The organism is Pseudomonas sp. LBUM1646, from assembly GCF_059716165.1.
In genome coordinates this window covers 85,390-98,657 of sequence record NZ_CP166810.1, presented here as the reverse complement: position 1 = coordinate 98,657, position 13,268 = coordinate 85,390, and the positions used below count along the sequence as shown (strand labels likewise).

The window sequence follows — 13,268 nt, the reverse complement described above, 5'->3', positions numbered from 1 at the left end:
CTCTCTGTCGCTGATAGCTGCGGTGAGCGTCGATTGTAATTAAGATGGCCGCATGTTTCTTCCAGCCAAGGTGCCAACCGTGAGCGTGAACAACCCTCTTTTGCAGTCCTACGACCTGCCGCCGTTCTCGGCGATTCGTGCCGAACACGTGCAACCGGCCATTGAACAGATCCTGGCTGACAACCGCGCCGCCATTATCGAGATCCTCAAAACCCAGGGCAAACAACCGACCTGGGCCGGCCTGGTGCTGGCGATGGACGAACTCAATGATCGCCTGGGCGCCGCCTGGAGCCCGGTCAGCCACCTGAATGCCGTGTGCAACAGCGCTGAATTGCGCGAAGCCTACGAATCCTGCCTGCCGGCCCTGAGCGCCTACTCCACCGAGATGGGACAGAACCGCGAACTGTTCCAGGCCTTCGAAGCCCTGGCCAACAGCCCGGAAGCCGCCGGCTTCGACGTGGCGCAGAAAACTATCCTGGAACACGCCCTGCGTGACTTCCGTCTGTCGGGTATCGACCTTCCGGAAGCCGAACAAAAGCGTTACGCCGAAGTGCAAAGCAAGCTGTCCGAACTGGGCAGTCGCTTCTCCAACCAGTTGCTCGACGCTACTCAGGCCTGGACCAAACACGTTACCGACGAAGGGTCTCTCGCCGGCCTGACCGATTCGGCCAAGGCGCAATTGGCCGCAGCAGCCCAGGCCAAAGGCCTGGAGGGTTTCCTGATCACCCTGGAATTCCCGAGCTACTACGCGGTGATGACCTACGCCCACGACCGTGCCCTGCGCGAAGAAGTCTACGCCGCCTACTGCACCCGGGCGTCGGATCAAGGCCCGAACGCCGGTCAGAACGATAACAGCCCGGTGATGGAAGAAATCCTCGACCTGCGTCAGGAACTGGCCAAGCTGCTGGGTTTCGCCAGCTTCTCGGAGCTGAGTCTGGCGACCAAAATGGCCGAATCCAGCGACCAGGTGCTCAGTTTCCTACGGGACCTGGCCAAGCGCAGCAAACCGTTCGCCGCTCAGGACCTGGAACAGCTCAAGGCCTACGCCGCCGAACAAGGCTGCCCGGACCTGCAAAGCTGGGACAGCGGTTTCTACGGCGAAAAACTCCGCGAGCAACGTTACAGCGTTGCCCAGGAAGCCCTTCGCGCCTACTTCCCGATCGACAAAGTGCTCGGCGGCTTGTTCGCTATCGTTCAGCGCCTGTACGGCATCGAGATCGCCGAACAGAAAGGCTTCGATACTTGGCACCCGGATGTCCGCCTTTTCGAAATCAAGGAAAACGGCCAGCACGTCGGCCGCTTCTTCTTTGACCTTTATGCCCGCGCCAACAAGCGTGGCGGGGCCTGGATGGACGGCGCCCGCGACCGTCGTCGCACCGCTGAAGGCATGCTGCAAAGCCCTGTGGCCAATCTGGTGTGCAACTTCACCCCGGCCGACAGCGGCAAGCCCGCGCTGCTAACCCACGATGAAGTCACCACGCTATTCCACGAATTCGGTCATGGCCTGCATCACCTGCTGACCCGCGTAGAGCATGCTGGCGTGTCCGGCATCAATGGCGTGGCTTGGGATGCGGTCGAACTGCCAAGCCAGTTCATGGAAAATTGGTGCTGGGAGCCGGAAGGCCTGGCGCTGATTTCCGGTCACTACGAAACCGGCGAGCCGCTGCCTCAGGACCTGCTGGGAAAAATGCTCGCGGCGAAGAACTTCCAGTCCGGCCTGATGATGGTCCGCCAACTCGAGTTCTCGTTGTTCGACTTCGAACTGCACGCCACCCATGGCGACGGCCGCAGCGTGCTGCAAGTGCTCGAAGGCGTGCGCGACGAGGTGTCGGTCATGCGTCCGCCGGCCTACAACCGCTTCCCGAACAGCTTCGCGCACATCTTCGCCGGCGGTTACGCGGCGGGTTATTACAGCTACAAGTGGGCTGAAGTGCTGTCGGCCGATGCCTTCTCCAAGTTCGAAGAAGACGGCGTACTCAATGCCGAGACCGGTCGCGCCTTCCGCGAAGCGATCCTGGCGCGCGGCGGCTCCCAGGAGCCGATGGTGCTGTTCGTCGACTTTCGTGGCCGTGCGCCATCGATTGACGCACTCTTGCGCCACAGCGGCCTGAGTGAGGACGCGGCAGCATGAGCGAGGGGCCTGTGATCACGAAAAAACGCTTTATCGCCGGGGCGGTCTGCCCGGCGTGCAGCGAGCCGGATAAATTGATGATGTGGAACGAAGACGAGGTCCCGCACCGTGAGTGCGTGGCCTGCGGTTATTCCGACACGCTCAATGAACAAGGCCTGTCCGTGCCTAAGGAGTTGGGCACGCGGGTCAACGTTTCGGCGCTGAAGGTGCCGGACGCCAAGGTTCAGGCGGTGCAATTCTTCCCGAACCCGAAACTGAAGAAAAAGCCAGACGAGCAACACTGAGTCATCCCTGTGGGAGCGGGCTTGCTCGCTCCCACAAGGGTGCGTCTTTCAAATTTCCTACTTTTCGACACTGGCCGACTTGAACCAGTTCTTCATCGAGCACATGGCGAACGGGCTGGTGCTGCAATCGCCATTGGCCAGCGCCGTGCGCAGTTTGTCGACATCTGCCTGCATCATGTAGCGAACGCCATCCTTGAAGTGGGTGCTGTCGCCAAACCCGCCCTCGGTCATTTCCTTCAGGGCGTCTTCCTTGCTCCAGCCCTGCACCACCACCCGATACATCGCTGCGATCAGACCGGTGCGGTCGGAGCCGTGTTTGCAATGCATCAGCACCGGACCTTTGGCTTCGGCGGTCTGGATCGTGCGCAGGGCCGTGAGGATCTGCACGTCATCCACGTGATTGGTGCGGTAAGGCAGTTGGACCAGGTTGATACCAGGCGTGGACAACCAACGGGAGTCCGACTCCGGCAGGAAGTTGATCACGGTTCCAACCTTGAGTTTTTCCAGCAGCGGCACCGCCCCGCTATCAGGCAACGCGCTGCGGTAGAGCGTCGGGGACATTTGGTAGAGGTTGTATTTGGCCTCCACCGGCTGCGCCCATTCTGCGGGCCGCGCGGGTGCCGCGTCGTCAGCTATGGCCAGTGACACATTGAAAATGGCAACTAACGATAGACACATCGCAGGGATAAGACGGGTTTTAGACATGCTGGCCGACCGTGCAGGAAGAAGCGGATTGATGACGGTCAGCTTCAGCCTTGAGCGGTCAAAGCGCTGTGAGCCGCCTGTCAAAGAATCGTGAATCCATCACCCCGCAGGCTACTTTCGTCGCAAAAGCCCGGTTTATTTAGGCTGAATCGGTTCATCTTGATACTTAGCCTGCTACCATTTGTTACCAAAGTTTGCCGATGCGTGGCTTTTTCACCGATAGCCCCAGACCGCATCGCTGCCAAAACGAAAAGCCGTTCAATGAAACGGCTGAAAACCGTCAATGCCTGATGAGGTGCACCCCATGTCTGATCAAGATCGAGACAACCCGCGGCGTGAGTTTTTGCGCAAATCCCTGACCTTGATCCCGGTGGTCACCGTCGCCAGCACCGCGCTGGGCAGTTCAGTCCTGCTTGCCGCACCCGAACCGGCACCTGCCAGTCCCGGCAAAACGCCAGCCAGCACCAGCGCCTATGAACCCATCTACTTCACCGCCGAAGAATGGACGTTCATCAAGTCCGCCGTCGCTCAACTGATCCCGAACGACGCCCAAGGACCTGGCGCGCTGGAAGCCGGCGTGCCGGAATACATCGACCGCCAAATGAATACCCCGTACGCCGCCGGCGCCCTGTGGTTCATGCAAGGGCCGTTCAACGCCGACGCCCCAGCGGAAATGGGCTGGCAGAGCAAACTCGTACCGAAAGAGATCTATCGCCTGGGCATCGCCGCCACGGATGCTTGGTCGAAAGCGTTCAACGGGAAGAACTTTGCCGAGCAAGACAGCGCTACCCGAGACGATTTGCTCAAGCAACTCGAAGCCGGAAAACCCGAATTCGCTAGTGTTCCGTCGAAGATTTTCTTCAACCTGCTGCTGCAAAACACCAAGGAAGGGTTCTTCTGCGACCCGATCCACGGTGGCAACAAAGGCATGGTCGGCTGGACCATGATCGGCTTCCCCGGCGCCCGCGCCGATTTCATGGATTGGGTGGAACGCAACGAGCAATACCCCTTCCCGGCAGTTTCGATTCGCGGCGAGAGGGCATAAGCAATGGCAACCGTAATGAAGAAGGTCGACGCAGTGATCGTCGGTTTTGGCTGGACAGGCGCGATCATGGCCAAAGAGCTGACAGAAGCCGGCCTGAATGTGCTGGCGCTGGAGCGCGGACCGATGCAGGACACTTACCCTGACGGCAACTATCCGCAGGTGATCGACGAACTCACCTACAGCGTGCGGAAAAAACTCTTCCAGGACATCTCCAAAGAGACCGTGACCATTCGCCATAGCGTGAATGACATCGCCCTGCCGAACCGCCAACTCGGTGCCTTCCTGCCCGGCAATGGCGTGGGCGGCGCGGGCCTGCACTGGTCCGGCGTGCACTTTCGGGTTGATCCGATCGAGTTGCGGATGCGCAGCCATTACGAAGAGCGCTACGGCAAAAGTTTCATCCCCAAGGACATGACCATCCAGGACTTCGGCGTCAGCTATGAAGAACTGGAGCCGTTTTTCGATTATGCCGAGAAGGTGTTTGGCACCTCAGGTCAGGCCTGGACAGTGAACGGTCAGTTGGTCGGTGAAGGCAAGGGCGGCAACCCGTATGCGCCGGACCGCTCGAACCCGTTCCCGTTGGAATCGCAGAAGAACACCGTGTCCGCACAGCTGTTCCAGAAAGCGGCCACGGCTGTAGGTTACAAACCCTACAACCTGCCGTCGGCCAATACGTCAGGCCCGTACACCAACCCGTACGGCGCACAGATGGGGCCGTGCAACTTCTGCGGTTTTTGCAGCGGTTACGTTTGCTACATGTACTCCAAGGCATCGCCCAACGTGAACATTCTGCCGGCCCTCAAGCCGCTGCCGAATTTCGAGCTGCGGGCCAATTCCCACGTGCTGCGGGTCAATCTCGACAGCACCAAGAGCAAAGCCACTGGCGTGACCTACATCGATGGCCAGGGCCGGGAGATCGAGCAACCGGCCGACCTGGTGATCCTCGGTGCCTTCCAGTTTCACAACGTGCGGTTGATGCTGCTCTCGGGCATCGGCAAACCTTACGACCCGATCAGCGGTGAAGGCGTGGTCGGCAAGAACTTCGCCTACCAGAACATGGCCACGATCAAGGCGTTCTTCGACAAGGACACCCACACCAACAACTTCATCGGCGCCGGCGGCAATGGCGTGGCGATCGATGACTTCAACGCCGACAACTTCGATCACGGGCCGCACGGCTTCGTCGGCGGCTCGCCAATGTGGGTCAACCAGGCTGGCAGCCGACCGATTGCCGGCACATCGAACCCACCGGGCACGCCGGCCTGGGGCAGTGCCTGGAAACGCGCCACCGCCGATTACTACACCCACCAGGTGTCGATGGACGCCCACGGCGCGCATCAGTCCTACCGTGGCAACTACCTTGATCTCGACCCGGTGTACCGCGATTCCTACGGCTTGCCGCTGCTGCGGATGACGTTCGACTGGCAGGAAAACGACATCAAAATGAACCGTTTCATGGTCGAGAAAATGGGCAAGATCGCCGAAGCCATGGGCCCGAAAGCCATCGCCGTGATCGGCAAGCAGGTCGGTGACCACTTCAACACCGCGGCTTACCAGACCACCCACCTCAATGGTGGCGCGATCATGGGCACCAACCCGAAAACCAGCGCTCTGAACCGTTACCTGCAGAGCTGGGACGTGCACAACGTGTTCGTCCCTGGCGCGTCGGCTTTCCCACAAGGCTTGGGCTACAACCCTACGGGTCTTGTTGCCGCTCTGACCTACTGGTCGGCCCGGGCGATCCGCGAGCAGTACCTGAAAAACCCCGGCCCGCTGGTTCAGGCTTAAGGAGCGATAACCATGAAAGCACTTGTTATCGCGACCTTCGCCCTGCTCGGCAGTGGCTCGATCAACGCGGCTGAAGTTGATCAAAACCTGATCAAACAAGGCGAATACCTCGCCCGTGCCGGCGACTGTGTGGCCTGTCACACCGCCAAGGACGGCAAGCCGTTCGCCGGTGGCCTGCCGATGGAAACGCCGATCGGGACGATCTACTCCACCAACATCACCCCGGACAAAACCGGTCTCGGTGACTACAGCTTCGAAGACTTCGACAAAGCCGTGCGCCACGGGGTTGCCAAGAATGGAAGCACCTTGTACCCGGCGATGCCGTATCCGTCCTACGCCAGCGTCAACGAACCTGACATGCAGGCCTTGTACGCCTACTTCATGCACGGCGTGGCGCCGGTCGCCCAGGAGAACAAGGCCAGCGACATTCCCTGGCCGTTGAGCATGCGTTGGCCGCTTATGGGTTGGCGCTGGCTGTTTGCCCCGGCTGTAGCCGACTACAAAGCAACCGCCGGTGAGGATGCCGTCGTCAGTCGTGGGGCTTATCTGGTGGAAGGCTTGGGACATTGCGGCGCATGCCATACGCCGCGGGCCCTGACCATGCAGGAAAAATCCTTGAATGCCGGGGAAGGCGGTACGTTTCTGTCAGGCAGTGCGCCGCTGGAAGGCTGGATCGCGAAAAGCCTGCGCGGCGACCACAAGGACGGCCTCGGCAGCTGGAGCGAAGAGCAACTGGTGCAATTCCTCAAGACCGGACGTAGCGACCGCAGCGCAGTGTTCGGCGGCATGAGCGATGTGGTGACCCACAGCATGCAATACATGACCGACGCCGACCTGACCGCGATTGCCCGTTACCTCAAGTCGCTGCCGGCCAATGATCCCAACGACCAGCCGCACCAGTACGACAAGCAAGTCGCCCAGGCGCTGTGGAAAGGTGATGACAGTAAGCCAGGCGCCTCGGTGTACATCGATAACTGCGCGGCCTGTCACCGGACGGATGGCCATGGTTATACCCGAGTGTTCCCGGCGCTGGCAGGCAACCCGGTGTTGCAGTCGGAGGACCCGACATCGCTGATTCACATTGTGCTCAAGGGCGGGACTTTGCCGGCTACTCACACCGCGCCGTCGACTTTCACCATGCCCGGTTTTGCCTGGCGCTTGTCGGATCAGGAAGTGGCGGACGTGGTCAGTTTCATTCGTGGCAGTTGGGGTAACAACGGTTCGCCGGTCAAGGCGAGTACGGTGGCCGACCTGCGCAAGGATGATATGAAAACCACTTCGGGCGACGACTTGGGCCAGGTCACCCAAAAGAACTGATCGCCCAGCGGCACTAGCCAGATGAGCAACGCCTCGTTACTGTATATAAAACCAGTACCGAGGCGTTTTCATGTTCACTCCTCTTCCGCCACGCGGCCGCGGCACCGCCACCAACCCGCACAACCGCTTCGCGCCGAACCGCTCGGTGGCCGAGGATGACGGCTGGTATCAGGAAGCGCCGATCACCCAGGGCACCGAGGTGCGGATCGAGACGGCGAAAACCATCATCACTCGCAACAACTCGCCGGATCTGCCCTTCGACCGTTCGATCAATCCCTATCGCGGCTGCGAGCATGGCTGCATCTATTGCTATGCGCGGCCCAGCCACGCCTATTGGGACATGTCGCCGGGGCTGGATTTCGAAACCAAGCTGATCGCCAAGACCAACGCCGCCGACGTACTGGAGGAACAACTGTCCAAACGCGGATATCAATGTGCACCGATCAACCTGGGCTCCAACACCGACCCTTATCAGCCCATCGAGCGCGAACACAAAATCACCCGCCAAACCCTGGAAGTGCTGCTGCGTTACCGTCATCCGGTGACCATCATCACCAAGGGCTCGCTGATCCTGCGCGATCTGGATCTGCTGGTTGAGCTCGCCGAACAGCGACTGGTGGCGGTGATGATCAGTCTCACCACGCTGGACGATGAGCTCAAGCGCATCCTCGAACCCCGGGCCGCGGCACCCAAGGCTCGGCTGCGGGCCATCCGGGTGATGCGCGAGGCCGGGATTCCGGTGGGGGTCTTGTGCTCGCCGATGATTCCGATGATCAATGACAGCGAGCTCGAAAGCCTGCTTACCGAAGCCCATGCCGCCGGCGCCCAGAGCGCGGCCTATATGATGTTGCGCCTGCCCCTGGAGGTCGCACCGTTGTTCGAAGAATGGCTGGCTGCCCACTACCCGCAGCGCGCGGCCCATGTGCTGAGCCTGATCCGCCAGAGTCGCGGTGGCGAGCTCTATGACAGCCGCTTTGGTGCGCGGATGCGCGGTGAAGGACCGTTCGCCGATCTGTTGGCGCAACGCTTTGCCAAAACCATCAAGCGCCTGGGACTCAATCGGCGCGAAGGGTTTAATCTGGACTGCGATGCCTTTTGTCCGCCGGGTCGCCAAATGTCGTTGATTTAAGGACAATTGGCCTAAGGTTGAGTAGGGTAAAAGGCACTGCGCCATTACGCCGGTCACGTTTTTTGTGACCTGGAACACACGTTCTAGAGCGTTTGATTCAGTTTGAGTTAAGTTTCGACGGTTACCTTGTTCATCGAGTGACTGACGGGTCGAGATTTACGACCTGGACGTTTTTTAAACAGCCACTGGCTTCATATCGGATAAAACGGGATATTTCCCCAACTCCGTCAAAGAGGATGAATCATGAGTGACAAGGATAAACAGCCGTTGGCTGCGTCGGCGCAAGCGCTCCCCGAGGCGGAATCCGCCGATGCAGCGCTGAAGCATATCGTTGACGGCTTTTTGCATTTTCATCACGAGGTCTTCCCGCAGCAGGAAGAACTCTTCAAAAAACTCGCCACGGCCCAAAGTCCGAGAGCGATGTTCATTGCCTGCGCCGATTCGCGCATCGTTCCTGAACTGATCACCCAAAGCGCCCCCGGCGATCTGTTCGTGACCCGTAACGTCGGCAACGTTGTGCCGCCTTATGGGCAAATGAACGGCGGCGTTTCCACCGCTATTGAATACGCGGTGCTGGCCCTGGGTGTGCAACACATCATCATCTGTGGGCACTCCGATTGCGGCGCCATGCGCGCAGTGCTCAACCCGCAGAGCCTGGAAAAAATGCCCACGGTCAAAGCCTGGCTGCGGCATGCCGAAGTGGCAAAAACCATGGTCCAGGACAATTGCCATTGCACCGATGAAAACGAAAGCATGCACATCCTCACCGAAGAGAATGTGATCGCCCAGTTGCAGCATTTGCGCACACATCCATCGGTGGCCTCGCGCATGGCCAACGGTCAGCTGTTTATCCATGGCTGGGTCTACAGCATCGAAACCAGCGAAATCAGAGCTTACGACGCGGATCAGGGTTGCTTCCTGCCCCTCGATGGCAGTCATCCGATTCCGGTGGCGACGCCCAAAGCGCGCTTCTAAATCCTCCTAAATCCCTGTGTGGTTTAGCCGAGGCTGCTAATTCAGCAGCCAGGCTTTTTCACGCCTGAAGAAAAATTCGGGAGAATCCCCATGCGTGCTGCGCAACTTAAAGCTGTTCTGCCACGGGAGCTGCTGGCGTCCGTGGTTGTGTTTCTGGTGGCCCTGCCCTTGTGCATGGGCATCGCCATCGCCTCGGGGTTGCCACCGGCCAAAGGCCTGATCACCGGGATCATCGGCGGCTTGGTAGTCGGCTGGATTGCCGGCTCACCGCTCCAAGTCAGTGGCCCGGCGGCGGGATTGGCCGTGCTGGTGTTCGAGTTGGTGCGCCAACATGGTATCGCCATGCTCGGGCCGATCCTGCTGCTGGCGGGTTTTCTGCAACTGCTGGCCGGGCGCTTCAAATTGGGCTGCTGGTTTCGGGTGACAGCACCGGCCGTGGTCTACGGCATGCTCGCCGGGATTGGCGTGTTGATCGTGCTGTCACAAGTGCATGTGATGCTCGATGCCGTCCCCAAACCGTCCGGGCTGGATAACCTGGCAGCTTTCCCGGCCGCAGTGATCCAGGCCTTGCCGTCCTTTGGCTGGCAGGCCGGTTTGCTCGGGCTGTCGACGATTGCGGTGATGTGGCTGTGGGAAAAATTCCGCCCCCATTCCCTGCGATTCGTTCCCGGTGCCTTGCTTGGTGTCGGTCTGGCGACGGTTGCCAGCCTGATGCTTGCCTTGCAGGTCAAACGCGTGGAAGTCCCGGCCAACCTGGCAGAAGCCATCGACTGGCTCAAACCTGCGGACTTGCTCAACCTGGCCGACCCCACCCTGCTGATCGCCGCGTTTGCCGTGGCCTTTATCGCCAGCGCCGAAACCCTGCTTTCGGCCGCCGCCGTGGACCGCATGCACAGCGGCGAGCGTTCGGACTTCGACCGGGAGTTGTCGGCACAAGGTGTAGGCAATATGCTCTGCGGTCTGCTCGGCGCACTGCCAATGACCGGCGTGATTGTGCGCAGTTCGGCCAACGTCCAGGCTGGCGCCACCACGCGCCTGTCGGCAATCTTCCACGGTCTGTGGCTGCTGGCTTTCGTGTTGTTGCTGTCCAGTGTGCTGCAAAGCATTCCGGTGGCGAGCCTGGCGGGTGTGCTGGTCTACACCGGTTTCAAACTGGTGGACCTCAAAGCCTTTCGCGGCCTGGGTCGTTATGGCCGGATGCCGATGTTTACCTACGCGGCGACCGCTCTGGCGATCATCTTCACCGACTTGTTGACCGGTGTGCTGATCGGCTTTGGCCTGACACTGGCCAAACTGGCCTGGAAAGCTTCGCGACTGAAAATCAGCCTGATCGATCTGCCCAAGGACGGCGAAATGGAGTTGCGGCTAATAGGCGCGGCAACCTTTCTCAAGGTACCGGCGCTGACCCAGGTGCTGGGTACTATTCCAGCAGGTTCGACGGTGCATGTGCCGCTCAATAATCTGAGCTACATCGACCATTCGTGTCTGGAGTTGCTTGAGGAGTGGGGCCGGGCGAATGCGGCCAAGGGGTCGAAGCTGATGATTGAAGCGCGGGGGTTGAAGCGCAGATTGGAAGGGCGGTTGCGCACCACGTCCGGCGTAGGTTCAGCCGGGTAACAAATAACCTGTAGGAGCGAGCGGGCGGCGATCCGGCTTGCCCGCGAAGCTTTTGGCGTACTTGAGCTTCGCTCCTACAAGGGTTTGTACCGCTTAGGCTGCGGGCTGATCCAGCTCCAGGCCCACGCCCAACTGGCGCGACAGGCACGGCCAGCGTTTCCACGCGGTGCCGGTGTCCGGGCTGTTGAGTTTCTCGCGGTAGGCTTCCACCGACTCCAGCGCGAAACTGTCTTCGTTAAGCATCTCGTCCACGGCGTGATGCACCGCCTCATCCAGTTGGTTGGCGAATTCTTCGCCGATCAATTGGTGGGCAATCAGGTTGGCGACAGTCATGTCCAATGGGATCAGTGGCTGGCCAAAATGCTTGATGTACAGGTCATTGACCTCTTCGACCAACCGATGCGCCAGATAGGCTTCGTCCAGCAGGCTGTCCAGGCCGATATGCCCGGTCATGATCGCCGGCGGCTGGAGGAAGAACTGCTCGGCGATTGTCAGCACCGGTTTGATCTGCGATTCGATGCCGGCTTCCCGTGCGACATCATTGGCTGCGTCCAATAGGTCCGGCACTTGTTCTATATAAGCAGTCACAAAACGGGTCATCACGCCTTTGGCATCGACATCAGGCAATTGGATGGAGGTATGCAGGTGCGGCAGTTGGGTTTCCAGTTGACGAGTTAACAGGCCGGTCTCGGCCTCGTGTTGTTGGGCTTTTTGGATCTGCTCGCGCAATGCGGCGGTGTTCATGAAAACTCCAGGAAACAACGGCAATGAAATAGGGAAGACATAACTTAGCTGGCTTACGAAAAAGGCTAAGACGCATTTGTCATAATTATTTCATCCTTGAGACGTCAAAGTTATATCGATTTGCCACCACTCGTCTGCATCCTTCTCCATTCGTGACCTTGAACGCAAGTCCCAGCTGTTTCAGATCATTTACGCCATCACATTGCGAGGTAGCAGTCGCTGTCTATACTCGGGTGGGAATGGAGTTAGCTGATGACGCCCGACTGCATATGCAGCAAGGCTCGGCGATTCAAGTTCGTAGTCTGAAAAAGCCGCTCCCTTGCCGCAGGTGAAAGCCGGCGGGATAACAAGAACGATAAGGGGAACCCGCAATGATGCGACATCCACACGTCTGGATGGGCCTCCTGTTGTGGTCAATTTTCAGCCAGGCACAAGCGGCCTGGACTGTGAATATGGCGCCGGGAGCGACTGAAATCAGTCACGCAGTATTCGACCTGCACATGACCATCTTCTGGATCTGTGTAGTGATCGGCATCATCGTCTTCGGCGCCATGTTCTGGTCGATGATGGTCCACCGCCGCTCGACCGGGCAGGTGGCCGCCAAATTTCATGAAAGCACCACCGTCGAAATCCTCTGGACCATCGTGCCCTTCATCATCCTGGTGGCCATGGCGGTTCCCGCTACCGCGACCCTGATCAAGATGTACGACGCCAGTGAACCGGATATCGATATCCAGATCACCGGCTATCAGTGGAAGTGGCACTACAAATACCTGGGCCAGGACGTCGAATTCTTCAGCAACCTGGCCACCCCCGCCGACCAGATCCACAACAAGGAAGCCAAAGGCGAGCATTACTTGCTTGAGGTCGACAAGCCACTGGTGCTGCCAATTGGCGCCAAGGTGCGCTTTCTGGTGACCTCCGCCGACGTTATCCACTCGTGGTGGGTGCCGGCCTTCGCGGTCAAGCGCGATGCGATTCCGGGGTTCGTCAACGAAGCCTGGACCCGCATCGATAAGCCCGGCCTCTACCGTGGCCAGTGCGCCGAGTTGTGCGGCAAGGATCACGGTTTCATGCCGATCGTGGTCGAGGTCAAAGAGAAAGCCGATTACGACAAGTGGCTGGCTGAGCGCAAAGCCGAAGCCCTGCAGCTCAAAGAGTTGACCAGTAAAGAATGGACGCTCGACGAGCTCAAAGAGCGCGGCGACAAGATCTATCACACCACCTGCGTCGCCTGCCACCAGGCCGAAGGTCAGGGCCTGCCGCCGATGTTCCCGGCGCTCAAGGGCTCGAAAATCGCCACCGGACCGAAAGAGGGTCACCTGAGCATTGTCTTCCACGGCAAACCCGGCACCGCCATGGCGGCGTTCGGCAAGCAGCTCTCGGAAGTCGATATCGCGGCGGTCGTGACCTACGAACGTAACGCCTGGGGTAACAACAAAGGCGACATGGTCACTCCTAAAGAAGTGCTGGAGCTGAAACAGGCGGAAAGCAAATGATCCGGTCTATCGCGCACGTCAGGAACCGGTCGGG

General features: G+C 59.5%; 11 protein-coding genes. 9 read left to right on the top strand and 2 right to left on the bottom strand.

Features of this window, described 5'->3' with window-relative positions; translation table 11 throughout:
• Positions 1-52 precede the first annotated feature (52 nt).
• Both prlC and ACA071_RS00440 read left to right on the top strand, forming a co-directional pair.
• The gene (prlC, locus tag ACA071_RS00445; protein WP_497642676.1) at positions 53-2,131 is read left to right on the top strand and encodes an oligopeptidase A; all 2,079 of its coding nucleotides are present in this window, start codon (positions 53-55) and stop codon (positions 2,129-2,131) included.
• Positions 2,128-2,415, top strand: coding sequence for a YheV family putative zinc ribbon protein (locus ACA071_RS00440; protein ID WP_123408468.1), 288 nt, complete (start codon positions 2,128-2,130; stop codon positions 2,413-2,415). The genes prlC and ACA071_RS00440 overlap by 4 nt, the downstream gene beginning before the upstream one ends.
• Before the next feature lie 57 nt (positions 2,416-2,472).
• On the opposite strand, the gene ACA071_RS00435 is transcribed toward ACA071_RS00440, so the two are convergent.
• The gene (locus tag ACA071_RS00435) at positions 2,473-3,120 is read right to left on the bottom strand and encodes a dual specificity protein phosphatase family protein (protein WP_497642675.1); all 648 of its coding nucleotides are present in this window, start codon (positions 3,118-3,120) and stop codon (positions 2,473-2,475) included.
• 304 nt (positions 3,121-3,424) lie between these two features.
• Here ACA071_RS00435 and ACA071_RS00430 point away from each other — a divergent pair, with 304 nt between their 5' ends.
• The 6 genes from ACA071_RS00430 (at position 3,425) to ACA071_RS00405 (ending at position 10,991) form a co-directional block, all read left to right on the top strand.
• Positions 3,425-4,165: a gluconate 2-dehydrogenase subunit 3 family protein gene (locus ACA071_RS00430; RefSeq protein ID WP_497642674.1), complete on the top strand. Its 741-nt coding sequence runs from the start codon at positions 3,425-3,427 to the stop codon at positions 4,163-4,165.
• Between the two features lie 3 nt (positions 4,166-4,168).
• Positions 4,169-5,953, top strand: coding sequence for a GMC family oxidoreductase (locus ACA071_RS00425; RefSeq protein ID WP_497642673.1), 1,785 nt, complete (start codon positions 4,169-4,171; stop codon positions 5,951-5,953).
• A gap of 12 nt (positions 5,954-5,965) precedes the next feature.
• Complete coding sequence (locus ACA071_RS00420; RefSeq protein ID WP_497642672.1) at positions 5,966-7,270, top strand: c-type cytochrome; 1,305 nt, start codon at positions 5,966-5,968, stop codon at positions 7,268-7,270.
• Positions 7,271-7,340: 70 nt separating this feature from the next.
• Positions 7,341-8,399 carry a PA0069 family radical SAM protein gene (locus ACA071_RS00415; RefSeq protein ID WP_497642671.1) on the top strand — a complete coding sequence of 353 codons (1,059 nt, stop codon included), beginning with the start codon at positions 7,341-7,343 and terminating at the stop codon, positions 8,397-8,399.
• 243 nt (positions 8,400-8,642) lie between these two features.
• Positions 8,643-9,374: a carbonic anhydrase gene (locus ACA071_RS00410; protein ID WP_497642670.1), complete on the top strand. Its 732-nt coding sequence runs from the start codon at positions 8,643-8,645 to the stop codon at positions 9,372-9,374.
• Between the two features lie 90 nt (positions 9,375-9,464).
• Complete coding sequence (locus ACA071_RS00405; protein WP_497642669.1) at positions 9,465-10,991, top strand: SulP family inorganic anion transporter; 1,527 nt, start codon at positions 9,465-9,467, stop codon at positions 10,989-10,991.
• Between the two features lie 93 nt (positions 10,992-11,084).
• Here ACA071_RS00405 and ACA071_RS00400 read toward each other — a convergent pair whose 3' ends face one another.
• Positions 11,085-11,735: a hypothetical protein gene (locus ACA071_RS00400; RefSeq protein WP_497642668.1), complete on the bottom strand. Its 651-nt coding sequence runs from the start codon at positions 11,733-11,735 to the stop codon at positions 11,085-11,087.
• A 371-nt stretch (positions 11,736-12,106) separates the two neighbouring features.
• Here ACA071_RS00400 and coxB point away from each other — a divergent pair, with 371 nt between their 5' ends.
• Entirely contained in the window at positions 12,107-13,234 is a 1,128-nt protein-coding gene (gene coxB, locus ACA071_RS00395; RefSeq protein ID WP_169372269.1) for a cytochrome c oxidase subunit II, read from the top strand.
• Positions 13,235-13,268: the final 34 nt, after the last annotated feature.

Coding starts and splice junctions, on each gene's coding strand:
- prlC (WP_497642676.1), top strand. CDS start 53: ATGTTTCTTCCAGCCAAGGTGCCAACCGTGAGCGTGAACAACCCTCTT.
- ACA071_RS00415 (WP_497642671.1), top strand. CDS start 7,341: ATGTTCACTCCTCTTCCGCCACGCGGCCGCGGCACCGCCACCAACCCG.
- ACA071_RS00400 (WP_497642668.1), bottom strand. CDS start 11,735: ATGAACACCGCCGCATTGCGCGAGCAGATCCAAAAAGCCCAACAACAC.
- ACA071_RS00430 (WP_497642674.1), top strand. CDS start 3,425: ATGTCTGATCAAGATCGAGACAACCCGCGGCGTGAGTTTTTGCGCAAA.
- coxB (WP_169372269.1), top strand. CDS start 12,107: ATGATGCGACATCCACACGTCTGGATGGGCCTCCTGTTGTGGTCAATT.
- ACA071_RS00410 (WP_497642670.1), top strand. CDS start 8,643: ATGAGTGACAAGGATAAACAGCCGTTGGCTGCGTCGGCGCAAGCGCTC.
- ACA071_RS00425 (WP_497642673.1), top strand. CDS start 4,169: ATGGCAACCGTAATGAAGAAGGTCGACGCAGTGATCGTCGGTTTTGGC.
- ACA071_RS00440 (WP_123408468.1), top strand. CDS start 2,128: ATGAGCGAGGGGCCTGTGATCACGAAAAAACGCTTTATCGCCGGGGCG.
- ACA071_RS00405 (WP_497642669.1), top strand. CDS start 9,465: ATGCGTGCTGCGCAACTTAAAGCTGTTCTGCCACGGGAGCTGCTGGCG.
- ACA071_RS00435 (WP_497642675.1), bottom strand. CDS start 3,120: ATGTCTAAAACCCGTCTTATCCCTGCGATGTGTCTATCGTTAGTTGCC.
- ACA071_RS00420 (WP_497642672.1), top strand. CDS start 5,966: ATGAAAGCACTTGTTATCGCGACCTTCGCCCTGCTCGGCAGTGGCTCG.